Source organism: Microbacterium sp. (assembly GCF_051953575.1).
In the GTDB taxonomy this organism is placed as follows: Bacteria; Actinomycetota; Actinomycetes; order Actinomycetales; family Microbacteriaceae; genus Microbacterium.
The window spans coordinates 1-22293 of sequence record NZ_JBQCIP010000249.1 but is presented as its reverse complement, the minus strand read 5'-3'; the positions used below and the strand labels follow the sequence as shown (position 1 = coordinate 22293).

Annotated in this window: 22 protein-coding genes and 1 pseudogene; 19 read left to right on the top strand and 4 right to left on the bottom strand. The window is 71.1% G+C overall.

The window, feature by feature from the left end:
- Positions 1-44: 44 nt before the first annotated feature.
- Positions 45-1955, bottom strand: a complete 1911-nt coding sequence (locus tag ACTHNQ_RS15850) for a prolyl oligopeptidase family serine peptidase (protein WP_440334921.1) — start codon at positions 1953-1955, stop codon at positions 45-47.
- A 270-nt stretch (positions 1956-2225) separates the two neighbouring features.
- Here ACTHNQ_RS15850 and ACTHNQ_RS15845 point away from each other — a divergent pair, with 270 nt between their 5' ends.
- Complete coding sequence (locus ACTHNQ_RS15845) at positions 2226-3185, top strand: methylenetetrahydrofolate reductase (protein ID WP_440334919.1); 960 nt, start codon at positions 2226-2228, stop codon at positions 3183-3185.
- Positions 3186-3281: 96 nt separating this feature from the next.
- Complete coding sequence (gene metE, locus ACTHNQ_RS15840; protein WP_440334917.1) at positions 3282-5612, top strand: 5-methyltetrahydropteroyltriglutamate--homocysteine S-methyltransferase; 2331 nt, start codon at positions 3282-3284, stop codon at positions 5610-5612.
- 62 nt (positions 5613-5674) lie between these two features.
- Here metE and ACTHNQ_RS15835 read toward each other — a convergent pair whose 3' ends face one another.
- On the bottom strand, positions 5675-7228 hold the full coding sequence (locus ACTHNQ_RS15835; protein WP_440334916.1) for a hypothetical protein: 1554 nt from the start codon (positions 7226-7228) through the stop codon (positions 5675-5677).
- 105 nt (positions 7229-7333) lie between these two features.
- Positions 7334-8014 carry a transcriptional repressor LexA gene (lexA, locus tag ACTHNQ_RS15830; protein WP_018172221.1) on the bottom strand — a complete coding sequence of 227 codons (681 nt, stop codon included), beginning with the start codon at positions 8012-8014 and terminating at the stop codon, positions 7334-7336.
- Positions 8015-8276: 262 nt separating this feature from the next.
- Here lexA and ACTHNQ_RS15825 point away from each other — a divergent pair, with 262 nt between their 5' ends.
- The 7 genes from ACTHNQ_RS15825 to ACTHNQ_RS15795 all read left to right on the top strand — a co-directional run bounded on the left by ACTHNQ_RS15825 (position 8277) and on the right by ACTHNQ_RS15795 (position 14127).
- Positions 8277-8648, top strand: coding sequence for a LysM peptidoglycan-binding domain-containing protein (locus tag ACTHNQ_RS15825; protein ID WP_440334913.1), 372 nt, complete (start codon positions 8277-8279; stop codon positions 8646-8648).
- A 51-nt stretch (positions 8649-8699) separates the two neighbouring features.
- The gene (locus ACTHNQ_RS15820; RefSeq protein WP_440334911.1) at positions 8700-9794 is read left to right on the top strand and encodes a histidinol-phosphate transaminase; all 1095 of its coding nucleotides are present in this window, start codon (positions 8700-8702) and stop codon (positions 9792-9794) included.
- Positions 9791-10399: an imidazoleglycerol-phosphate dehydratase HisB gene (gene hisB, locus ACTHNQ_RS15815; protein WP_018172224.1), complete on the top strand. Its 609-nt coding sequence runs from the start codon at positions 9791-9793 to the stop codon at positions 10397-10399. The genes ACTHNQ_RS15820 and hisB overlap by 4 nt, the downstream gene beginning before the upstream one ends.
- The gene (gene hisH, locus ACTHNQ_RS15810) at positions 10396-11058 is read left to right on the top strand and encodes an imidazole glycerol phosphate synthase subunit HisH (protein WP_440334909.1); all 663 of its coding nucleotides are present in this window, start codon (positions 10396-10398) and stop codon (positions 11056-11058) included. The genes hisB and hisH overlap by 4 nt, the downstream gene beginning before the upstream one ends.
- A gap of 77 nt (positions 11059-11135) precedes the next feature.
- Positions 11136-11882, top strand: coding sequence for a bifunctional 1-(5-phosphoribosyl)-5-((5-phosphoribosylamino)methylideneamino)imidazole-4-carboxamide isomerase/phosphoribosylanthranilate isomerase PriA (gene priA / locus ACTHNQ_RS15805; RefSeq protein ID WP_018172227.1), 747 nt, complete (start codon positions 11136-11138; stop codon positions 11880-11882).
- Positions 11866-12654 carry an SseB family protein gene (locus ACTHNQ_RS15800; protein ID WP_440334906.1) on the top strand — a complete coding sequence of 263 codons (789 nt, stop codon included), beginning with the start codon at positions 11866-11868 and terminating at the stop codon, positions 12652-12654. The genes priA and ACTHNQ_RS15800 overlap by 17 nt, the downstream gene beginning before the upstream one ends.
- Positions 12655-12741: 87 nt before the next feature.
- Complete coding sequence (locus ACTHNQ_RS15795) at positions 12742-14127, top strand: pyridoxal phosphate-dependent decarboxylase family protein (protein WP_440334904.1); 1386 nt, start codon at positions 12742-12744, stop codon at positions 14125-14127.
- A gap of 19 nt (positions 14128-14146) precedes the next feature.
- Here the strand turns inward: ACTHNQ_RS15795 and ACTHNQ_RS15790 are convergent, their stop codons facing one another.
- Entirely contained in the window at positions 14147-14515 is a 369-nt protein-coding gene (locus tag ACTHNQ_RS15790) for a DUF1844 domain-containing protein (protein WP_026305653.1), read from the bottom strand.
- A 256-nt stretch (positions 14516-14771) separates the two neighbouring features.
- On the opposite strand from ACTHNQ_RS15790, the gene infC reads away from it, so the two are divergent.
- From infC to ACTHNQ_RS15740, 10 genes and pseudogenes are all read left to right on the top strand, one after another.
- Positions 14772-15425, top strand: coding sequence for a translation initiation factor IF-3 (gene infC, locus ACTHNQ_RS15785; protein WP_018172231.1), 654 nt, complete (start codon positions 14772-14774; stop codon positions 15423-15425).
- Positions 15426-15495: 70 nt separating this feature from the next.
- Positions 15496-15690 carry a 50S ribosomal protein L35 gene (gene rpmI, locus ACTHNQ_RS15780; RefSeq protein WP_018172232.1) on the top strand — a complete coding sequence of 65 codons (195 nt, stop codon included), beginning with the start codon at positions 15496-15498 and terminating at the stop codon, positions 15688-15690.
- Positions 15691-15722: 32 nt separating this feature from the next.
- Positions 15723-16106 carry a 50S ribosomal protein L20 gene (rplT, locus tag ACTHNQ_RS15775; protein ID WP_018172233.1) on the top strand — a complete coding sequence of 128 codons (384 nt, stop codon included), beginning with the start codon at positions 15723-15725 and terminating at the stop codon, positions 16104-16106.
- A 72-nt stretch (positions 16107-16178) separates the two neighbouring features.
- Positions 16179-16979: a TrmH family RNA methyltransferase gene (locus ACTHNQ_RS15770; RefSeq protein WP_440334900.1), complete on the top strand. Its 801-nt coding sequence runs from the start codon at positions 16179-16181 to the stop codon at positions 16977-16979.
- Positions 16980-17063: 84 nt separating this feature from the next.
- Positions 17064-17867, top strand: coding sequence for an amino acid ABC transporter ATP-binding protein (locus ACTHNQ_RS15765; protein ID WP_440334898.1), 804 nt, complete (start codon positions 17064-17066; stop codon positions 17865-17867).
- Between the two features lie 61 nt (positions 17868-17928).
- Positions 17929-18846 carry a glutamate ABC transporter substrate-binding protein gene (locus ACTHNQ_RS15760; protein WP_440334896.1) on the top strand — a complete coding sequence of 306 codons (918 nt, stop codon included), beginning with the start codon at positions 17929-17931 and terminating at the stop codon, positions 18844-18846.
- A 62-nt stretch (positions 18847-18908) separates the two neighbouring features.
- Positions 18909-19556 (top strand): amino acid ABC transporter permease, encoded by a 648-nt coding sequence (locus ACTHNQ_RS15755; RefSeq protein ID WP_018172237.1) that lies wholly within the window; start codon positions 18909-18911, stop codon positions 19554-19556.
- Positions 19553-20464 carry an amino acid ABC transporter permease gene (locus tag ACTHNQ_RS15750; RefSeq protein ID WP_440334894.1) on the top strand — a complete coding sequence of 304 codons (912 nt, stop codon included), beginning with the start codon at positions 19553-19555 and terminating at the stop codon, positions 20462-20464. Before ACTHNQ_RS15755 ends, ACTHNQ_RS15750 begins: the two co-directional genes overlap by 4 nt.
- Positions 20465-20530: 66 nt before the next feature.
- Positions 20531-21580, top strand: coding sequence for a phenylalanine--tRNA ligase subunit alpha (pheS, locus tag ACTHNQ_RS15745; protein ID WP_440334892.1), 1050 nt, complete (start codon positions 20531-20533; stop codon positions 21578-21580).
- A pseudogene (locus ACTHNQ_RS15740) lies at positions 21580-22293 on the top strand (phenylalanine--tRNA ligase subunit beta); the annotation flags it as partial. The gene pheS and the pseudogene ACTHNQ_RS15740, both read left to right, overlap by 1 nt.

The following is a 22293-nucleotide window of genomic DNA, read 5'->3' as shown; positions in this document are numbered from 1 at the left end:
CGCGGGCCTGACGAGCCGGTCGACCTGGGCTCACGCCGACGGCCTCAGCCCAGGTCGATCTCGGGCACGCCCGGCGTCTGGAAGCCGAAGACGCGGCCCAGGAACGCCAGCTCGGCCTCGAGCGTCGTGATGAGCGTCTCGGCCCGCCGGAAGCCGTGGGCCTCGCCCTCGAACGCGAGGTAGGCGTGCGCGACGCCGTTCGCGGCGAGGGCGTCGCGCACGGCCTCGGACTGCGACGGCGGCACGACGCGGTCGTCGAGGCCCTGCTCGATGAGCAGGGGGGTGCGCAGCCGGTCGAGGTGCGACAGGGGCGACCGCTCGACGTACAGCTCCTCGGCCTCGGGCAGCGGTCCCACGAGACCATCGAGGTAGCGCGCCTCGAAATCGTGCGTGTCGGCGGCGAGCAGGCGCAGGTCGGCGACGCCGTACCGGCTGATGCCGGCGCCGAACGTGTCGGAGTCCGTCAGCGCGCACAGGACGGTCCAGCCGCCTGCCGAGCCGCCGGCGATCGCGAGGCGGTCGGGGTCGGCTGCGCCCTCCTCGGCGAGTCCGCGCGCGGCGGCGATCACATCGTCGACATCGACCACGCCCCACTGCCCGAGGAGTCGTTCCCGGTAGGCCCGGCCGTAGCCGGTCGACCCGCCGTAGTTGACGTCGAGCACGCCGATGCCGCGGCTGGTGAGGTACGCGATCTTTCCGGATGCCGCACCGCCGACGTGGCTCGTCGGCCCGCCGTGCACGAACACGACGTACGGCGGTCGTTCGCCCTCAGGGGCGACGGCGTCCGGGTGGGTGGGCGGGTAGTCGAACGCGTGGACCGGGCCGTGCGGCCCGGACATGGTGACGGCCCGGGGGAGCGGCATCCATTCGTCGCCCCACGGCGAGGATGCGCCGGCGATCAGGCGTGCGTCGTCGGGCGCGTCGACGTCGATGAGCCAGAGGCCCGCGCCGCGCGCCCCGGCGCCCGAGAGCAGCACGCGGGTGCCGCGGACGTCTTCGATCGACAGCTGGGTGACGGGCTCGACGTCGAGGGCGTGCACGGCGCCGTCCGGGTCGAGGAGGACCAGTGCGTCGGAGCCGTTCGTCCGCACCGCCACGATGCGGCCGTCGGAGAGCAGGGCGTACCAGCGGGTGCCGAGCACCCACACCGCGCCGCCCGTGTCGGCATCCGCGGGGGCGACGGGCATCGGCGACGTACCGCCGATGTCGGTGCGCCACAGGTTCCAGCGGCCCGTCGGATCGTCGGCGAACACGAGCGCGTCGGCCGCCGTCCACTCGGGCTGGAGCGGCGAGGATGCGCCGCCGGCGGCCGTGCGCCAGACCGCGACGCGGCCGCCGTCGAGCGCGCCGACGCGCAGCTCCGCGCTGTCCCACGCCATGTGCGGGTGGTCCCACGCGATCCACGCCAGATGCGCCCCGTCGGGCGACAGCGCGGGATGCGCCACGAAGTCGCTTCCCGCGACCAGCGACACCGGTCCCGAGCCGTCGAGCGCGATCTGGACGATGTCGCGCGCCGGCACGTCGGTGCCCGTCGTGTGGTCCTCGCGCACCGCCAGCAGGCGGCCGTGCTGCAGCGACAGCCCGCCGAAGCGGACGTCGCCGCCGTCCGGCGTCAGCGCGACGGGGGCCTCGGCGCCCGCGTCGAGCCGCCAGACGCGCTGGTCGGCCTTCTCGACGAAGTACAGCGTGCCGGCGTCATCCGCCGTCCACGATCCGCCCCCGTACTCGTGCACGCGCGAGCGCGCGCTCCACGGCGCGGGCAGCACGTCGACGACGGCGCCGGACGCCTCGCGGCGCACGCCGGATCGTCCGCCCTCGTCGGCGATCGACTCGCCCCACCACACGTTCTCGCCCACGAATCGGGCGCCCTCGATGCGGGCGGAGGAGGCGGACACCTCCGCCGCCGTGAGAGGAGAGGTCCAGCTGCCGTACGGGGTGGGGGCGGGGGTGGTCACCTCCCCACGCTACGACCTCCGGGCCGTGTGCGCGGCGAAACAGAACGTCACAGGCCTCGCGGCGGCGTCCGGTTCCGCTACGGTGGACGCATCGTCGCCCGGTCGTGACCGGGCAGGAGCGACAGCCGAGCCCGGCGCCCGCCCGCGATGACACCCCTCCGCCCGTGCCCCGTGCACGCGGCGGGAGCGCGGTGCCGCGGCCGACCGGACTTCCCCCGCATCGGCTCAGCCCCTGCCCCACAGGCAGCCCTGTCCACCGGAGAGCACACGATGTCGATCGACCTGAGCACGCCGCCCGTGCCGATCTCGTTCGAGGTGTACCCCCCTCGCACCGAGGCGGGGTGGCCGACGCTGCACGAGACCATCCGGCACCTGGCATCCGTCGATCCGCGCTTCATCTCCGTCACCTACGGCGCCGGCGGCTCGACGGGCGGACGCTCCCTCGAGCTGCTCACCCACATCCTGCGCGAGACCGACGTCGAGCCGCTCGCGCACCTCACCTGCGTGGGCAACACGTGGTCCGGCGCGAACGCGCTCATCCGGGAGTTCCTGGATGCCGGCATCACGAGCTTCCTCGCGCTGCGCGGCGACCCGCCCGCCGGTGCCACGCAGGACGACGCGTTCCTCGGCGACCTCGAGAGCGCCGCACAGCTGGTGCAGCTCATCGACCGCGTGCAGGCCGAGCGCGAGCCGTACGCCGAGGCGCCCATCCCGGGTGTGCCCGGCGCCGTGCGCGTGGGTCGACGGCCGAAGGTCGACATCGCGGTCGCGGCGTTCCCGCACGGGCACCCGCGGTCGCGGCACGCGACCGAGCACATCGACGCGCTGCTGGCCAAGCAGGCGGCCGGTGCGACCCTCGCCATCACCCAGCTGTTCTTCGACGCCGACGACTACCTGGGCTTCGTCGCCGCGTCTCGGGAGGCCGGGGTGACGATCCCGATCCTGCCCGGTGTGATGCCGATGACCTCGCCGGCGCGGCTGCGGCGCACGCTCGAACTGACCGAGGTCCCGCGCCCCGAAGCGCTCGCCGCGGCACTGGAGGCGGAGCAGACGCCGGAGGGGCAGCGGGCCGTCGGCATCGCCCACGCGGCGGAGCTCACCCGGGCCGTGATCGACGGCGGAGCGCCCGGCATCCATCTCTACGCCTTCAACAACCACGAGACGGTGCTCGCAGTCCTCCGCGACGCCGGGATCGTCGACCCCGCCCGAATGCCCTACGCCGTCCGCTGAGCCGCGGCGCCGCGTCCCGTCGGGTGCCCGACGGGTCTCTTCGGCGACCCCTCGAGCCCCGCACGCCCACCGATCGACACCGAAAGAGAGAGCACGATGACCGACTCCCGCACCCCCTTCCCGCACGGCACGATCCTCGGATACCCCCGGATCGGACGCCGTCGCGAGCTCAAGCGCGCCGTGGAGGCGCACTGGGCGGGCACCATCGACGAAGCGACCCTCGAGGCGACCGCCGCGGACCTGCGGCGCGTCACCCGCGCCCGACTCGCCGAGCTCGGGCTCGGCCGCGACGACTCGTCGATCCCCGAGTCCTTCTCGTTCTACGACCAGGTGCACGACGCCGCGATCGCGGCGGGCGTGCTGCCCGCGCGCTTCGCCCACCTGCGCGACGCGGACGGACGCATCGGGCTCGGCGCGTACTTCACCGCGGCGCGCGGCGCCGGCGAGGATGCCGCGCTTGAGATGACGAAGTGGTTCGACACGAACTACCACTACCTCGTGCCCGAGATCGGCCCCGAGACGGCATTCTCGCTGTCCAGCGACCGGTTCGCCCGCCAGGTCGCCGAGGCCAAGGCCGACGGCTACACGACCCGCCCGGTGGTGGTCGGCCCGGTGACGCTCCTCGCCCTCGCGAAGGCCGCGGACGGGGCGCCGGAGGACTTCGCGCCGCTCGACCGGCTGGAGGACCTGCTGCCGGTGTACGTCGAACTGCTCGCGGCCCTCCGGGCGGCCGGGGCCGAGTGGGTGCAGCTCGACGAGCCTGCTCTCGTGAGCGAGAGCCTCGCCGCGTCGTCGGACGAGCTCGCGGATGCCGCGGCCCGCGCGTACGGGGTGCTCGGGGCGGCGGCGGACCGGCCGCAGCTGCTCGTGGCGGCCGGCTACGCCCAGCTCTCACCGGCGGCGTGGACGGCGCTCGCCGCGGCGCCCGTCGAGGCCATTGCGATCGACCTGACGCGTGGCGGCGTGCCGTCGGCGGTCCCCGGTCTGGAGGGCAAGACGCTCGTGGGCGGCGTCATCGACGGGCGCAACGTGTGGCGCGGCGACCTCGCCGGCGCCTGGGAGCGCCTCGAGGCGCTGCAGGGGCTCGGCGCCGCGCGCGTGGGCGCCGGCACGTCGACCGCGCTGCAGCACGTGCCGCACGACGTCGATGACGAGACCGAGCTCGACCCGCGGCTCGGGTCGTGGTTGGCCTTCGCCGACCAGAAGACGGCCCAGGTCGTCACGCTGGCGACCGGTCTGGTGAACGGCCGCGACAGCATCGCCGAGGCGGTGGATGCCGCATCCGCAGCACTCGCCGACCGCCGCGACGCTCCCGGCGTCCGGGACGGCGCCGTGCGCGCCCGCGTGGCCGGGCTGGACGCGGGGGACTTCGACCGCGGCGACTACGAAGCGCGCGTCGCGGCGCAGGACGCCGAGCTCGCTCTGCCGCTGCTGCCCACGACGACCATCGGCTCGTTCCCGCAGACGGGCGACATCCGCCGCGCCCGCGCCCGTCACGGCCGCGGCGAGCTGACCGCCGACGAGTACGAGGGATTCCTGCGCGACGAGATCTCTCGCGTCGTCGCGCTGCAGGAGGACCTGGGGCTCGACGTCCTCGTGCACGGCGAACCCGAGCGCAACGACATGGTGCAGTACTTCGCCGAGCACCTCGACGGGTTCGCGGTGACCCGGCACGGGTGGGTGCAGTCGTACGGGTCCCGCGCGACGCGTCCGTCCATCCTGTGGGGGGACGTCTCGCGTCCGGCGCCCATCACCGTCGACTGGTCGGTGTTCGCCCAGTCGCTCACCGACAAGCCCATGAAGGGCATGCTGACCGGCCCGGTGACGATCCTCGCCTGGTCGTTCGTGCGAGACGACCAGCCGCTCGGCGACACCGCGAACCAGGTCGCACTGGCGCTGCGCGACGAGATCGCCGATCTCGAGGCCGCCGGCATCCGCGTGATCCAGGTCGACGAGCCGGCACTGCGCGAGCTGCTGCCGCTCAAGCAGGCCGACCAGCCGGTGTACCTCGACTGGTCGGTGGGGTCGTTCCGCCTGGCGACGGCCGGGGCCGCGCCCGCCACGCAGGTGCACACCCACCTGTGCTACTCGGAGTTCGACGTCGTGATCGACGCCATCGCCGCGCTCGACGCCGACGTCACCTCCATCGAGGCCGCCCGCAGCCGCGGCGAGGTGATCGGCGACATCGCCGCATCCGGTTTCGCGGCCGGCATCGGGCCGGGCGTCTACGACATCCACTCGCCCCGGGTGCCCGCGGTGGCCGAGATCGGCGCACTCCTGGACCGCGCCGTGGACGAGCTGTCGCTGCGTCGCGTGTGGGTGAACCCGGACTGCGGGCTCAAGACCCGCGGCTACGACGAGACCGTCGCATCGCTGCGGAACCTCGTGGCCGCCACGACCGATGTGCGGGAGCGGCTGAACGCCTGACCTCCCACAAGGGGAACGATGAAGGCCGGTGCGATCCCGCACCGGCCTTCACGCTCGTCCCGCTACCTGCGCTTCGACGACGGCGCGGATGCCTCGCCCGCCGGCGGGGTGCCCCCGTCCGTGGCCGCGGGCTGGAGGTCGGGCAGCGGCGTCGTGTCGGCGTCGTCGGAGGGGAGCGGCAGGGTGTCGTCGCCGGCGTCGTCGGCCGCGACCGCGACCGCGACGTCGGCGTCGGCTGCCTCGGTCTCCACCCGGGTCCTGCGCGATGCTGCCGCACGGGCGGCGTCGTCCGGGCGCTTCTGCAGCAGCTCCAGCACCCACGCGACGACGAGGGCGACGATGACGACGAGGAAGATGTCGCCGGCCGACAGCGGGCGCAGCGCCAGCAGCCAGACGACGGCCAGCACGATCACGATGGCCCGCACCAGGACGCGCTGACGCCCCATCCAGACGCCGAACCTGCCGGTGTTCAGACCCCGGGCGGCCAGCGAGGCGCGGGCGCCCGCGTTCAGGCCGCTGACGATCCCACGGAGCCGGACGGCCGGCCCCCAGCGTCCGCTGACCCATCCGATGACGGCGATGAGCACTCCGAGCAGAGCCGCGATCAGCGCGGTGCGGTGCATGTCGTCGACCAGCGCGTCGTAGATCACGTCGAGCGCCGAGGCCGAGAGGTCGAGCCGGGTGGCGGCGTTCGCCACGACGAGCGTCCCGACCGAGAAGGTCGACGCCAGCGCCGCTCCGCCGATGAACAGGGCGATGCCGGTTCCGAGGACGGCGACCGAGCGACGACGGGCGAGCAGGATGCCGAGCACGAAGAGGCCGATCGTGATGAAGGGCAGCCACCAGCCGGCGACGTCGGCGATCGCGTAGACGGTGCGGATGGTGGTGACGGCCGAACCGTCTCCGATGATGATCGTCTTGTCGACCGCGGGGATGAGGGATGCCACCCCGACGCCGCTGTCGACGAGCTTCTCCTTCACCTGCTCGATGATGGGACCGAGCTTCATGCCGAGACCGTCCTCGGTGAGCACGAACACTCCGGCACCATCGGAGGTGGCGGTGGTGACGAGCGCGCGGTGGGCGCCGCGGACGGCGGTGGCCCACACGTCGGCGAACGCGTCGGACTCCACGACGCGGGTGACGCCGGTCTCGACGAGGTTGTGCAGGCCGTCGGCGGCCGGCTGCTGCAGCAGCTTCAGTGCGGCGACGGCACGCGGCCCGAGGCCGAGATCCGAGATGCCGTCGATGACGCTGCCCGTCAGCTCCGTGAAGTCGACTTTCGCGTCGACCGCGTCCATCGCCTCCGAGATGATCAGATCCTGCACCTGCGGGTCCTGCGCCAGCGGCGCCAGCGTCGCGACGAACTTCTCCTCGTCGACGAGCTCACTGCGCGCCCACGCCGCGACGATCGAGACCGGCACGAGGATGGCGGCGATGACGATGCACAGCGCCGAGAAGAAGGCTCGCCAGCGGGAGCCCGTCAGCCGCTGGTCCGACGCTGCCTCGGCATCCTCGACGACGATGGATCGCAGTCGGGCGTTCTCTGCTTCAACGGCATCGAGCCTCGCGCGGAGGGCGGCGGCGTCGTCGGCGGCGGTGGTCGCATCGGCGGTCATTCCCCCCTTATAGCGCCTGGGAGTGACATCCCGCCACCTGCCGCTCCGCCTGCGGCCGAACAGTCGGCGCGGGCTCTGCGGACGGCGCACGGGCGCGCAGCCGGCTCAGACCGCTCGCAGGACCGCGACGACCTTGCCGAGGACGACGGCCTCGTCGCCGAGGATCGGCTCGAACGCGGAGTTGCGCGGCAGCAGCCACGTGTGGCCGTCGCGCTGGCGGAACGTCTTGACGGTCGCCTCGCCGTCGAGCATCGCGGCCACGATGTCGCCGTTGTCGGCCGTTGCCTGCGAGCGGACGACGACCCAGTCGCCGTCGCAGATGGCGGCGTCGATCATGGACTCGCCCGACACCTTCAGCATGAACAGGTCGCCCTTGCCGACGAGCTGCCGGGGGAGCGGGAAGATCTCCTCCACCTGCTGCTCGGCCGTGATCGGCACACCGGCGGCGATGCGGCCGACGAGGGGGACGAGCGCGGCGTCGCCGACCGCCGGCGCGGTGTCAGCGGGGTTCTCGGTGGAGGCGCCGGGAAGATCGATCAGCACCTCCATCGCGCGGGTCTTGCCGGCGTCGCGGCGCAGGTAGCCGCTCAGCTCGAGCTGGTTGAGCTGGTGAGTGACGCTGGACAGCGACTTCAGGCCGACGGCGTCGCCGATCTCGCGCATGCTGGGCGGGTAGCCGTGACGAGCGATCGACCGCTGGATCACCTCGAGGATGGCGAGCTGCTTGTCGCTGAGGCTCTTGCGCCGTCGGGTCTGGGGCTTGTCGCGCCCGGCCGCGTCGCTCATGTCCGGCTCCGTCCTGCGCTGCGTCGTCGAGCGCTGTTTCTTCGAATGTCGGAGGCCCGTGGTGGGGTTCTCGTATCGAAACCGTATCCGGATCCGCGCGGAGAAGGGAACACCCCGGCCGCGTGTCGCGTTCGAGGGATCAGCATCGGATTCGACTGTTGACATCGTTGAGAATCGAAGATAGCTTCGGAAAAGAGGTTCGCATTCCCCGCTCCCGGCCGAGCGGGGAATGCGAATCTCTCCCCAGCAGGAGGAGTAGAGCATGACCGCGATCAGCTTTCCGACGTCCGTCGCGACACCGGTCCGCACGACACGCCTGCGGTTGACGGTGCGCGGACGCCGTGTGCTGGCCCTGCTCGCTGCTCTGCCCGCGCTGATCGCCCTGGGGTCGGCCCTCGCGCTCGGCGGTGGCGCCGCACTCGCGTCGCTCGAGGGCGGCGCACCGGCGGACTCGTTCGAATCCGTCGTTGTCTCTTCGGGTGACACGCTGTGGTCCATCGCGGAAGAGGTTGCCCCCGGGCACGACCCCCGCGATGTCGTCGACCAGATCGCGCGGCTGAATGCACTGAACGGCGTCTCGGTCCAGGTGGGTCAGCAGCTGGCGATCCCCACCGAGTTCACCGAAGGACGCTGACCCCGCGTCGCTGTGTCACGCGGCGGAACCACTGCGCTGCACCGCTCTACCATGGGAGGGGTGAGTGCACGTCTCGAAGACCTCCCTTTACGCGCCGACCTTCGCGGCCAGACGCCCTACGGCGCACCGCAGGCAGCTCTGCCCGTCGCCCTGAACGTCAACGAGAACACCCATCCCGTTCCGCAGGACGTGGCGGACGACATCCTCGATTCGATCGCCCGCGCGCTGCGGGACGTCAATCGGTACCCCGACCGCGAGTTCACCGCCCTTCGGGAGGGCTTCGCCGACTATCTCGGCCACGGCCTGACGCGCGACCAGCTGTGGGCGGCCAACGGGTCCAACGAGGTCCTGCAGCACATCCTGCAGGCCTTCGCCGGCCCGGGCCGGACGGCGTTCGGCTTCTCGCCGACCTACTCGATGTATCCGCTCCTCACGCGCGGGACCGGGGCCCAGTGGGTGGCAGGCACGCGGGCGGACGACTACTCGCTGAGCGCCTCCGACGCGGCCGCGCAGGTAGCGGACGCCGCGCCGGACGTCGTGTTCCTGTGCGCGCCCAACAACCCCACCGGCACCCCGCTCGGGCTGGACGTCATCGAGGCCGTGTACGACGCGACGGACGGCATCGTCGTCGTCGACGAGGCGTACTTCGAGTTCGCCCCTGCCGACGCCCGCTCCGCGTTGACGCTGCTGCCGGGGCGTGAGCGTCTCGCCGTGTCGCGCACGATGAGCAAGGCGTTCGCCTTCGCCGGCGCGCGTGTCGGCTACCTCGCCGCGGATCCGGCGCTCATCGACGCGCTGCGCCTCGTCCGCCTGCCCTACCACCTGAGCGCCCTGACTCAGGCTGCAGCGAGCGCCGCCCTGCGGCACGCGCCCGTCATGCTCGGCATGGTGGACGAGATCGTGGCGCAGCGCGGCCGCATCTCGGCGACCGTCGAGGCGCTCGGATTCACCGCGCACGAGTCGTGGACGAACTTCGTGCTGTTCGGCGGCGTCGACGACCCGGCGACGACGTGGCGGGCCCTCTACGACCAGGGCGTGCTGATCCGCGATGTCGGTATCCCGCACCACCTGCGCGTCACGGCGGGAACCGCCGACGAGACGACGGCGTTCCTCGACGCGCTCGCCTCGGTAGGATCGGCCGCATGAGCGCCGCACCCCGCACCGCCTCGCTCCGGCGCGCGACCAGCGAGTCGACCGTCGAGCTGGAGCTCGATCTCGACGGCTCCGGCCGCAGCCGCATCGACTCGACGGTGCCCTTCTTCGACCACATGCTGACGGCGTTCGCGAAGCACTCGCTGACGGATCTCACGGTGCGCGCGTCGGGCGACACCGACATCGACGCGCACCACACGGTCGAAGACATCTCGATCGTGCTCGGTCAGGCCATCCGAGAGGCGCTCGGCGACAAGTCGGGCATCTCGCGCTACGGCGACGCCCTGGTGCCGCTCGACGAGGCGCTCGCGCAGGCCGTCGTCGACATCAGCGGTCGTCCCTACCTGGTGCACACGGGCGAGCCTGCCGGGTTCGAGCACCACCTCATCGGCGGCCACTTCACCGGTTCGCTCGTGCGGCACACGTTCGAGGCGATCTCGTTCAACGCAGCCCTCACCGTCCACGTGAACGTGCTGGCCGGCCGCGACCCCCACCACATCGCCGAGGCCGAGTACAAGGCGTTCGCGCGCGCGTTCCGTCAGGCGAAGGCGCTCGATCCGCTGGTCGACGGCATCCCGAGCACGAAGGGCGCGCTGTGACCGACGCCGCCGGCGAGAAGCCCGTCGTCGCGGTTCTCGACTACGGGTCGGGCAACGTGCACTCCGCCGTCAAGGCGCTCATCGCGGCGGGCGCCGACGCGCGGCTCACCTCCGACCGGGGTCTCGTGATGGATGCCGACGGACTGTTCGTGCCGGGCGTCGGGGCGTTCCGAGCCGTGGCCGATGCGCTCCGGGCGAGCCGCGGCGACGAGCTCATCGAGCGGCGCCTCGCGGGCGGTCGCCCGGTGCTCGGCGTCTGCGTCGGCATGCAGATCTTCTTCGAGCGGGGCGTGGAACGCGGCGTCGACACCGAGGGCATGGGCGAGTGGCCGGGTGTCGTGACCGAGCTCGACGCACCCGTGCTCCCGCACATGGGCTGGAACACCGTCCAGGCGGGGGAGGGCTCGCGGCTCTTCGACGGCATCGAGGACGAGCGGTTCTACTTCGTGCACTCGTTCGGCGCGCAGAAGTGGCTGCTCGACGTGCAGCCGCCGTTCCCGCAGCCGATCCTGACGTGGTGCGACTACGGTGCGCCGTTCCTCGCCGCGGTCGAGAACGGCCCGCTGTCGGCCACCCAGTTCCACCCCGAGAAGTCGGGGGATGCCGGCATCCGGCTTCTGGGGAATTGGATCGACGGCCTCGGCGCGGCTACCCTCTGAACTCGTGCCCGTCCGCGCCGGCGCTCGTCGCGCGTGACCCTGTCCGCACGTAGAAGACTTCGATCAGCCAGGAAACCATGAACGATTTCGCGTCCACACCCAAACTCGTCCTCCTGCCCGCCGTCGACGTGGCGGACGGCAAGGCGGTCCGCCTCACCCAGGGCGAGGCGGGCACCGAGACGAGCTACGGCGACCCGGTCGACGCCGCGCTGGACTTCGCGCGCCAGGGTGCCGAATGGATCCACCTGGTCGACCTCGATGCCGCCTTCGGCCGCGGCAGCAATGCCGGCGTGCTGCGTCGGGTGATCAAGCAGGTCAAGGGCGTCCAGGTCGAGCTGTCGGGCGGCATTCGCGACGACCGCACGCTGGAGGCGGCGCTCGAGAGCGGGGCTTCGCGCATCAACCTCGGCACCGCTGCGCTGGAGAACCCGGAGTGGGCGGCCGATGTCATCAGCCGGTACGGCGATGCGATCGCGGTCGGTCTCGACGTGCGCGGCACGACCCTGGCCGCGCGCGGCTGGACGCGCGAGGGCGGCGACCTGTGGACGGTCCTCGACCGCCTGGAGGCCGCGGGCTGCAGCCGCTACGTCGTCACCGACGTGACCAAGGACGGCACGCTCAAGGGCCCGAACCTGGAGCTGCTGCGTGAGCTGACGACGCGCACCCCGAAGCCGATCGTGGCGTCGGGCGGCGTGTCGAGCCTCGACGACATCGCGGCGCTGCGCGACCTGGTGCCGCTGGGCGTCGAAGGTGCGATCGTGGGCAAGGCGCTCTACGCGGGGGCGTTCACGCTCGCCGAGGCGCTGGATGTCGCCGGACACTGAGCCGGGCGCCGGCGCCCACCACCACGGCGCCGACTCCGCCGGCGTCCCCTGGGAGGGGCGCAGCTTCCACAGCAATCCGCACGCGGCCGACGACGGCTCCGCCGATCCCGGCCTGCTGGCCGCGCTCACGGCGTTCCGCGCCGGCGAGGGCTCGCAGCGCGAGGTGGTCGACGGTTACCGGTCTGCCCGCCTGCTGATCCCGCTGATCGCCGACAGGGGCGACCACGGCGTCGGCCCGCACGGCCTGGAGGTCGACAAGACGCAGGAGCTGTCGATCGTCACGGTCGCTGCCCCCGACGGTCGCCGCGTGCTGCCGGTGTTCACGTCGGTCGACACGATGCGGCGGTGGGATGCCGCCGCCCGGCCGGTCCCGGCAGACGGTGTCCGGACCGCGCTCGCGGCGGCCGCCGACGACACCGACCTGATCGTGATCGACCCGGGCTCCGAGACCGAGTTCGTGATCCGGCGCCCCGCCGTGTGGGCGATCGGTCAGGGCACGGCGTGGGAGCCCAGCTTCCTCTCGCCCGAGGTGGTCGCGGGACTGCACAGCAGCATCGGCGGCGAGCTGGCGGTCATCGACCTCGTCGTCGAGGCGGGGGACCCCGAGGCCCGTCTGCGCGGCCCCGAGCTCGTGGTGCGCCTCCAGCTGATGCAGGGCCTGGAGAAGGACGAGCTGGACGCGGTGCTCGCTCGCCTGGCCAAGCGGTGGGCGGCCGACGACCGGATCGCGGTGCTCGTCGACTCGCTCACGGTCAAGCTCGTCCGCGCCTGACGCCGGGCGGGCCCGAGACAGACGGGGCCTCGCGGGCATAGAGTCCTCCTGTCTCGCGACGGCAGACGTCGCAGGGAGGTCGCACCGATGCATCCCGATTCCGACGTGTTCGCGCGCGCGCTCGACGCCGCGGCGGACTCCGCCCGGTCCTGGCTCACCACGCTCGACGAGCGTCCCATCCCGCCCAGAGCGGGCATCGAGGACGTGAAGGACGCGCTCGGCCGCGAGCTCGCCGGCGGCGCGACCGATGCCGAGACGGTGGTGCGGGAGCTCGCGGCGGCCGTCGAACCGGGCCTCATGGGGATGCCCAGTCCGCGGTTCTTCGGCTGGGTCATCGGCGGCACGCAGCCGGCGGCGCTCGCGGCCGACTGGCTCGTCTCGGCGTGGGACCAGAACACGGCGCTGCGCGCGGTCACGCCGGGGGTGGTGGCCGCAGAAGAGCTGGCGGGGGAGTGGATCCTCGACCTGCTCGGGCTGCCGGCGGGCTCCGACGTGGGGTTCGTGACCGGTGCGACGGTGGCGAACTTCACGTGCCTGGCCGCTGCGCGCGACGCCGTGCTGCGCGACGTCGGGTGGGACGCCTCGATCCAGGGGCTCGCGGGCGGCCCGCGGGTGCGCGTCATCGTGGGCCAGGAGCGCCACGACACCGTCGACCACGCGGTCCGCATGCTCGGTCTCGGCGCACCCGTCGTCGTGCCGGCCGACGAGCAGGGCCGCATCGACGTCGCCGCGCTGGAGAGGGAGCTGACGGGCGACCACGGGCCCACGATCGTCGTGCTCCAGGCCGGAAACCTCCATTCCGGCGCATTCGACGACTTCGGGCCTGCCATCGACGCCGCGCACCTCGCCGGCGCGTGGGTGCACGTCGACGGCGCGTTCGGGCTGTGGGCCGCGGCATCCCCTCGTTCCCGGCCGCTGGTCGCGCACGTCGAACGGGCCGACTCGTGGGCCACCGATGCCCACAAGACGCTCAGCGTGCCGTACGACTGCGGCATCGCGATCGTCGCCGACCCGGCGGCGCTGCGCGCCGCGATGGGCATGACCGCCAGCTACCTCAGTCGCACCGCCAGCACGGACCACGCCGATCCGCACGATCGTGTGCCCGAGCTCTCGCGGCGGGCGCGCGGTGTGCCGACGTACGCGGCGCTGCGGGCGATGGGCCGGTCCGGCGTGGCTGCGCTCGTGCAACGGCTGATGGATGCCGCCACCGCCCTCGCTGGCGGCCTCTCCGGGCTCGACGGCGTCGAAGTGCTGGGCGATGTGGTGTTCACGCAGGTGTGCGTGGCCCGCGCCGACGACGCGGCGACCGACGCGTGGGCCGATGCGCTGCGGGCGGATGGCGTCGCGTTCGCGTCGTCGTCACAGTGGCGCGGGCGGTCGGTGCTGCGCTTCTCGGTCAGCAACTGGGCGACCGACGCGACGCAGGTAGAGCGCACGCTCGCGGCGGCCGCCTCCGCCCTCGCGCGGGTGTGACGGAAGCGGATGGGCCGGGTCAGGTGACCGGGCCGGTCCACTTCTCGCCGGGGCCCTTGCCGATCGGGTCGGGGATGACCGAGGCCTCACGGAACGCCAGCTGCAGCGAACGCAGGCCGTCGCGCAGTGATCGCGCGTGCATGTCGCTGATCTCGGGCGCCCCGGCGGTGATGAGCCCCGCCAGGGCGTTGATGAGCTTGCGCGCCTCGTCGAGGTCGGTCTGCGTCTCAGGATCGTCGGCCAGTCCGACCTTCACGGCGGCCGCGCTCATGAGGTGCACCGCGGCCGTGGTGATGACCTCGACTGCCGGCACGTCGGCGATGTCGCGCGAGGCGGACGAGGCCGCTCGCTCCTGTTCCTCCCAGCGGGCCTGACGCTCGGCATCCACCGCCGCCGCGCTCGTCCGGTCGCCGTCCTGGTCTCGAATCGTGTCCACGCCGTTCTCTCTGATAGACTGCTGCGGTCTCCGGTGCGTTCTGCACCGGATCGGAAAGTGGATCACATCCCACCCGCGCTTGCCGTTCCAGGCTACCGGGTCATGCACTCCGCCCCGACCGCTCGCGGAAGGGGTAGTCCAGGGTGCGAGAGCCGGCGCTCGCGTCGTGCCGGGTGGAATGCGTGACTCTTTCCGCGAAACCATCCGCATGAAGGAGTTCCGCATCAGCGATCCCCGCACCAACGACCGCATCCGGGTGCCCGAGGTACGCCTCGTCGGCCCGAATGGAGAGCAGGTCGGCGTCGTCCGCATCGAGGTGGCGCTGCGCCTGGCTCAGGAAGCCGACCTCGATCTCGTCGAGGTGGCCCCCAACTCGAAGCCCCCCGTGGTCAAGATCATGGACTACGGCAAGTTCAAGTACGAGGCTGCGCAGAAGGCCAAGGAAGCGCGTCGCAACCAGGCGAACACCGTCCTCAAAGAGGTGCGGTTCCGTCTGAAGATCGAGGCTCACGACTACATCACCAAGCTCAAGCGCGCCGAGGGCTTCCTCCAGTCCGGCGACAAGGTGAAGGCCATGATCCTGTTCCGCGGCCGCGAGCAGTCGCGTCCCGAGCAGGGTGTGCGCCTGCTCCGCAAGTTCGCCGAGGACGTGGCCGAGTTCGGCACCGTGGAGTCCAACCCCACGATCGACGGACGCAACATGGTGATGGTCATCGCACCGCACAAGAACAAGTCCGAGGTGAAGACCGAGCAGAACGCTCAGCGCGCCGCGAACAAGGAGGCCGCACGGTCCGCCCGCAACGGCGCCGCACCGGCCTCCGAGATCCCGGCCTCCGAAGCCGAGGCAGCCCCGGCCGAATAGGCCCCCACTGACTCCCGCACCGCGGGATACCGACTCCCGCCTGCGCGGGATGGAAACGAAGGAAGAAGAGATGCCGAAGCAGAAGACCCACTCGGGCGCCAAGAAGCGCTTCAAGGTCACCGGCAGCGGAAAGCTCATGAAGCAGCAGGCGAACCTTCGCCACAACTTCGAGGGCAAGTCCAGCCGCCGCACCCGCCGTCTGTCGCAGGAGCAGGTCCTCGCTCCCGGTGACGCCAAGGTCGCCAAGAAGCTCCTCGGTCGCTGAGCGCGCCGACGCAGGAATAGGAATACAACGAAATGGCTAGAGTCAAGCGGGCCGTCAACGCCCACAAGAAGCGTCGCGTCATCCTCGAGCGCGCCTCGGGTTACCGTGGTCAGCGTTCGCGTCTGTACCGCAAGGCGAAGGAGCAGGTCACCCACTCGCTCGTCTACGCGTACCGCGACCGTCGCAAGCGCAAGGGCGACTTCCGTCGTCTGTGGATCCAGCGCATCAACGCCGCTGCCCGCCAGAACGGCATCACGTACAACCGCTTCATCCAGGGCCTCGGCCTCGCGGGTGTGCAGGTCGACCGCCGCATGCTCGCCGAGCTCGCGGTGAACGAGCCCAAGACGTTCGCGTCGCTCGTCGAGACCGCCAAGAAGGCTCTGCCCGAGAACGTCAACGCTCCCAAGAGCGCCTGACACCGGCATCCACTCGGAAACGGGGCGTCCTCCACACGGAGGGCGCCCCTTTCTTGTCCCTAGACTGATGCCGTGCTCGAGAACCCCCGCTCTCCGCGTGTCCGCGCCGTCGCGAAGCTGACGAAGCGCAGCGCCCGTCAAGAGACCGGGCTGTTCCTGCTGGAGGGCCCGCAGGCGGCGCGCGAGGCGCTCGCCTACAAGCCCGAGACACTGGTCGAGATCTTCGCGACGCCGACCGCCATGGACAAGCACACCGACGTGCGTGACGCCGCGAAGGATGCCGGGCTCGAGGTCGTGTACACGACCGAGGCCGTGCTCGACGCGATGGCCGACACCGTGACCCCGCAGGGGATCGTCGCGGTGGCTCGGCAGTCTCCGACGTCGGTGCGCGAGGTGTTCGCGGCATCCCCTCGTCTCGTCGCGATCTGCGAAGAGGTGCGCGACCCCGGCAACTTGGGCACGATCATCCGTGCCGCCGACGCGGCGGGGGCGGATGCCGTCGTCCTGACCGGCCGGACGGTCGACCCGTACAACCCCAAGGTCGTGCGCGCGACGACGGGGTCGCTGTTCCACGTGCCGGTCGCCGTGGGAGTGGACCTTGCGACCGTGGTCGACAAGGCCCGTGCGGCGGGCGTGCAGGTGATCGCGGCCGACGTGGGCGGCGGCGACTTCCTCGCCTCGCGCGACCTGCTCGCTCAGCCGACCGCCTGGCTGTTCGGCAATGAGGCGCGCGGACTGGAGGACGAGGCGCTGGCTCTCGCCGACCGCTCGCTGCGCCTTCCGATCTACGGCGCGGCCGAGTCGCTCAATCTGGCGACGGCTGCGAGCGTGTGCCTGTACGAGACGGCGTTCGCGCAGCGCGCGGCCGGCTGAGGCCGGTCGCGGTCCTGTTACAACACGGTTAAGACGCGCGCCAGGCTCTGGCACCGTGTCGGAAACCGGCCCTAGGGTGGCGATATGACGCCCGATGAAAGCGCGCCTCGCAGTGATCCGGCACCGACCAGCAACATCTCGGTACGGCGCGGGGATCCGCTTGTTGAGATCAAGGATGTCCAGAAGCACTACGGCGACTTCCATGCCCTGAAAGACATCGATCTGACCGTGAACCGCGGCGAGGTGGTCGTGGTCATCGGACCATCGGGCTCCGGCAAGTCGACGCTGTGCCGCACCATCAACCGGCTCGAGACCATCACGAGCGGCACGATCACGATCGACGGCAAGGAGCTGCCGAAAGAGGGCAAGGGCCTCGCGGGACTCCGGGCCGACGTCGGCATGGTGTTCCAGTCGTTCAACCTGTTCTCGCACCTGACGATCCTCGAGAACGTCACGCTCGGGCCCATCAAGGTCAAGAAGATGAAGAAGGCCGACGCGGAGAAGATCGCCACGGAGCTGCTCGACCGCGTCGGCGTCGCGCACCAGGCGTCCAAGCTCCCGGCGCAGCTCTCCGGCGGACAGCAGCAGCGCGTCGCGATCGCCCGTGCGCTCGCCATGCAGCCGAAGGTGATGCTCTTCGACGAGCCGACCAGCGCGCTCGACCCCGAGATGATCAACGAGGTGCTCGACGTCATGGTCGGCCTCGCCCAGGACGGCATGACGATGATCGTCGTCACCCACGAGATGGGGTTCGCGCGCAAGGCCGCCGACCGCGTGGTGTTCATGGCCGACGGGCAGATCGTCGAGCAGGCGACGCCCGAGGAGTTCTTCACGAACCCTCAGAGCAACAGGGCGAAGGACTTCCTGTCGAAGCTGCTCACCCACTGACGTCCGCGCCCGCACCGGCGCGGCGAATGAAGGAACACACGGAACCGACTTGGAGGATCACATGCGCACACTGAGGATCGGCGGGGCGCTCGCGGGAATCGCGATCGCAGCCCTCGCCCTGACGGCGTGCAACAGCGGCACGCCCGGCGCGGAGCCGGGGGAGACGAACGGCGGCGGCGACGAAGAGACGTCGAGCACCCCGTGGACGGTCGCGACGGACGTGACGCTCGAGGGCAGCCCCACGTTCGACGCGATCACCGAGCGCGGCAAGGTCAAGGTCGGGGTCAAGGAGGACCAGCCCGGTCTCGGCTACCTCGACCCGGTGAGCAACGAGCGCACCGGCTTCGACATCGACATCGCCCGGTGGATCGCGGCGTCCCTCGGCTACGACGAGGACAAGATCGAGTTCACGGCGATCCCGTCGGCGAACCGCGAGCAGGCGATCGTGAACGGCGACATCGACTACTACGTCGGCACGTACTCGATCACCGACAAGCGCAAGGAGCAGATCTCGTTCGCCGGCCCGTACTTCATCACGGGTCAGGGCCTGCTCGTCGCGGCCGACAACGACACGATCGACGGGCCCGACTCGCTGACCGCCGACATGACGGTGTGCTCGGCGACGGGTTCGACGTCGATCCAGCGCATCAAGGACCTCGGCACCGCGCAGACCAAGGAGTACGACACGTACTCGGCCTGCGTCGAGGACCTGAAGAACGGTCAGGTCGACGCGGTCACGACCGACGAGGCGATCCTCATCGGCTACGCCGCGCAGGACCCCGACAACCTCAAGGTCGTCGGCGACGTCTTCAGCGAGGAGCGCTACGGCGTCGGCATCGCGAAGGGCGACACGGCGCTGCAGGAGTTCATCAACACGATGTTCACCGACGGCAACGACGTCTGGCAGCAGATCTTCGACAACAACCTCGGTGCGTCCGGCGTGAAGGCCGAGCAGCCCGAGGTCGACCCGGTCGACTGATCATCCGGCGGTGGCGGCGCGAGCGCGTCGCCACCGCCACCGGCAGGAGCGGAAGGAGCCACGTGGGCGTCATCACCGATCATCTCGACCTCTGGGGCGCGGCCATCGGCGGCACGCTGGTGCTGTTCTTCGGGGGTGGGCTGATCGCCCTCGTCCTCGGCTTCATCGTGGGCGCGATGAGGGTGTCACCCATCCCTGTCGCCCGCGCCGTGGGTGCGGTCTACGTCAACTGGATCCGCAACACCCCGCTGACGCTGGTGATGTTCTTCTTCGCATTCTGCGTCCCGATTCTGCTGCGCCAGCGCATCGACCCGATCATCCTGCCGATGATCGCGCTCGGCATCTACACCGCCACGTACGTCGCCGAGACGATCCGGTCCGGCGTCAACACGGTTCCTGTCGGACAGGCGGAGGCGGCGCGCGCGCTCGGCCTCAGCTTCGGTCAGGTGATGTCGTTCGTGATCCTTCCGCAGGCGACGCGATCCGTCATCCCGCCGATGATGAGCGTGTTCATCGCACTGCTGAAGAACACCACGGTCGCCGCGGGATTCTCCGTCCTCAACCTCGGCTCAGTCAGGTCGTGGCTCAGCGAACAGGGTGAGAACCAGCTCGTCGTCCTGCTCTGGGTGATGGTCATCTTCGTGGTCCTGGTGCTGCTCCTCGCGTGGCTGCAACGGATCCTCGAGCGCAAGTGGAGGATCGCGCGATGAGCGGCTCCGTGCTCTACGACGTTCCCGGTCCGCGGGCGGTCGTCCGCAACCGCATCCTGGGCGCGGTCACGATCGTGGTCGTCCTCGCGCTCATCGCCTGGGTGATCTGGCGGTTCGCCGCGACGGGCCAGTTCAGCCCGGAGAAGTGGGCGATCTTCAGCTACACGCAGATCTGGGTGCTCATCGGCGAAGGCGTGCTCAACACGCTGTCAGCGTTTGCCGTCGCCGCCGTCGGTGCGGTGATCCTCGGGTTCGTGCTCGCGCTCGGCCGCATGTCTGATCATGCGTGGCTGCGCATCCCGGTCGGCTGGATCGTCGAGATCCTGCGCGCCATCCCGGTCCTCATCTTCATGATGCTGCTGTACTACGGCCTGCCGGTCGTCGGCATCAAGATGTCGCCGTACTGGGCCGTGGTGATCGCGCTCATCGCCTACAACGGCTCCGTGCTCGCCGAGGTGATCCGGGCCGGCGTGGAGTCGCTCCCGCGCGGCCAGAGCGAGGCGGGCTACGCGATCGGCCTTCGCAAGGCCGGCGTCATGCAGCTCATCCTGCTGCCGCAGGCGATCCGCGCCATGCTCCCGGTGATCATCGCGCAGCTCGTCGTCACCCTGAAGGACACGGCGCTCGGCTTCATCATCACGTACCACGAGCTGCTGTACGTCATCAAGCTGCTCGGCTCGAACGCCGTGTACCACTCGCCGCTGATCCCTGCCGCGATCGTCGGCGGATCGATCTACGTCGCGATGTGTCTCGCGCTCTCGTACGTCGCCTACCTGGTCGAGAAGCGGACCCGTCGCTCGCCGAAGGTCGTCACGCTCGACGACGGCGGCGGCGGCGAGCCGACCACCGCGACCGAGACGATCGCGGCACAGCGCGGGCTCGGCAAGTACGACGCCCAGGGCTTCTGACGCGCCACCGGTCCGCCCGATGCGGCCGGCCGGTGGCCCAGTCGGCCGTCGGTAGACTCTTCTCTCGTGTCCGACGCTCCCGAAACACCCGAGATCTCGCCCGAGGCGGTGGATGCCGCCGTCGCAGACGCGCTGGCAGCCGTCGCGGCGGCCGCCGACACGGCGGCATTGAAGGCCGCACGGTCCGCGCACACCGCCGAGGGCTCGCCGCTGGCGAAGCTCAACGCGCGGCTGCGCGACGTGCCCAACGACAAGAAGGCCGAGTTCGGCAAGCTCGTCGGCCAGGCCCGCGGACGCGTCAACCAGGCGTTCGCGGCGCGGGAGGACGAGCTCGCCGCCGCCGAGACGGCCGCCAGGCTCGAGGCCGAGCGGGTGGACATCACGGCGCTCGCCGCGCGTGCGCGCGTCGGGGCGCGGCATCCGATCTCCCTCCTGCAGGAGCAGATCGCCGACATCTTCGTCGGCATGGGGTGGGAGATCGCCGAAGGCCCCGAGCTCGAGCACGAGTGGTTCAACTTCGACGCGCTCAACTTCGACGTCGATCACCCGGCACGTCAGATGCAGGACACGTTCTTCGTCGACCCCGTGGACCGCCACCTCGTCATGCGTACGCACACGAGCCCCGTCCAGGTGCGCTCGATGCTCGAGCGCGACCTGCCGCTGTACGTGCTGTGCCCGGGACGCGTCTACCGCACCGACGAGTTCGACGCGACGCACCTGCCGGTGTTCACCCAGTTCGAGGGCATCGTCGTCGACAAGGGCATCACGATGGCCCACCTCAAGGGCACCCTCGACCACGCGGCCAAGGTGCTGTTCGGCGCCGAAGCGAAGACCCGCTTCCGCGCGAACTTCTTCCCCTTCACCGAGCCGTCGGCCGAGCTCGACCTGTGGCACCCGACGTTCAAGGGCGGGGCGCGCTGGATCGAGTGGGGCGGCTGCGGCATGATCAACCCCAACGTGCTGCGTGCGGCGGGCATCGACCCCGAGGAGTACTCGGGCTTCGCGTTCGGCATGGGCATCGAGCGGACGCTCATGTTCCGCAGCGACGTCCAGGACATGCGCGACATGGCCGAGGGCGATGTCCGTTTCAGCGAGCAGTTCGGAATGGTGGTCTGATGCGCGTCCCGCTCTCATGGCTTCGTGAGTACGCCGACGTCCCCGCCGACGCGTCGCCCGAGGACGTCCTCGCGGCGCTCGTGCGCGTCGGCTTCGAAGAGGAGGACGTCCACCGGTTCGACCTCCAAGGGCCGATCGTCGTGGGCGAGGTGCTCGAGTTCGTCGAGGAGCCGCAGTCCAACGGAAAGACGATCCGCTGGTGCCGGGTCCGCGTCGCTCCTGACGGCGAGACCGCGGCCGACGGCGGCGATGCCGTGCACGGCATCGTGTGCGGTGCGCACAACTTCTTCGTCGGCGACAAGGTCGTGGTGACGCTGCCGGGTGCGGTGCTGCCCGGCCCGTTCCCCATCGCCGCGCGGAAGACGTACGGACATGTCTCCGACGGCATGATCGCCTCCGCGCGCGAGCTCGGTCTCGGCGACGAGCACAACGGCATCCTGCGCCTCGTCGAGCTCGGCATCGATGCTCCCGTCGGCACCGACGCCATCGCGCTGCTCGGCCTGGACGACACCGCTGTCGAGGTGAACGTGACGCCGGACCGCGGCTACGCGTTCTCCATCCGCGGCATCGCCCGCGAGTACTCGCACGCCACCGGCGCCGCCTTCCGCGACCCCGCGGACGCGGTCACCGTGCACGCCATCGCCGCCGTCGGCCGCGGTCTCGCCGTCAGGAGCGACGCGGACCCGGCACCAGCGGATCGTCTTTCCGTTGGA

Bases quoted from the DNA above. Each gene is read 5' to 3' on its own strand.
- ACTHNQ_RS15795 (WP_440334904.1), top strand. From the start codon at position 12,742: ATGCATCCCGATTCCGACGTGTTCGCGCGCGCGCTCGACGCCGCGGCG.
- priA (WP_018172227.1), top strand. From the start codon at position 11,136: ATGAACGATTTCGCGTCCACACCCAAACTCGTCCTCCTGCCCGCCGTC.
- infC (WP_018172231.1), top strand. From the start codon at position 14,772: ATGAAGGAGTTCCGCATCAGCGATCCCCGCACCAACGACCGCATCCGG.
- metE (WP_440334917.1), top strand. From the start codon at position 3,282: ATGACCGACTCCCGCACCCCCTTCCCGCACGGCACGATCCTCGGATAC.
- rplT (WP_018172233.1), top strand. From the start codon at position 15,723: ATGGCTAGAGTCAAGCGGGCCGTCAACGCCCACAAGAAGCGTCGCGTC.
- ACTHNQ_RS15760 (WP_440334896.1), top strand. From the start codon at position 17,929: ATGCGCACACTGAGGATCGGCGGGGCGCTCGCGGGAATCGCGATCGCA.
- lexA (WP_018172221.1), bottom strand. From the start codon at position 8,014: ATGAGCGACGCGGCCGGGCGCGACAAGCCCCAGACCCGACGGCGCAAG.
- ACTHNQ_RS15800 (WP_440334906.1), top strand. From the start codon at position 11,866: ATGTCGCCGGACACTGAGCCGGGCGCCGGCGCCCACCACCACGGCGCC.
- ACTHNQ_RS15835 (WP_440334916.1), bottom strand. From the start codon at position 7,228: ATGACCGCCGATGCGACCACCGCCGCCGACGACGCCGCCGCCCTCCGC.
- ACTHNQ_RS15825 (WP_440334913.1), top strand. From the start codon at position 8,277: ATGACCGCGATCAGCTTTCCGACGTCCGTCGCGACACCGGTCCGCACG.
- ACTHNQ_RS15750 (WP_440334894.1), top strand. From the start codon at position 19,553: ATGAGCGGCTCCGTGCTCTACGACGTTCCCGGTCCGCGGGCGGTCGTC.
- ACTHNQ_RS15765 (WP_440334898.1), top strand. From the start codon at position 17,064: ATGACGCCCGATGAAAGCGCGCCTCGCAGTGATCCGGCACCGACCAGC.
- rpmI (WP_018172232.1), top strand. From the start codon at position 15,496: ATGCCGAAGCAGAAGACCCACTCGGGCGCCAAGAAGCGCTTCAAGGTC.
- hisB (WP_018172224.1), top strand. From the start codon at position 9,791: ATGAGCGCCGCACCCCGCACCGCCTCGCTCCGGCGCGCGACCAGCGAG.
- ACTHNQ_RS15820 (WP_440334911.1), top strand. From the start codon at position 8,700: ATGGGAGGGGTGAGTGCACGTCTCGAAGACCTCCCTTTACGCGCCGAC.
- ACTHNQ_RS15845 (WP_440334919.1), top strand. From the start codon at position 2,226: ATGTCGATCGACCTGAGCACGCCGCCCGTGCCGATCTCGTTCGAGGTG.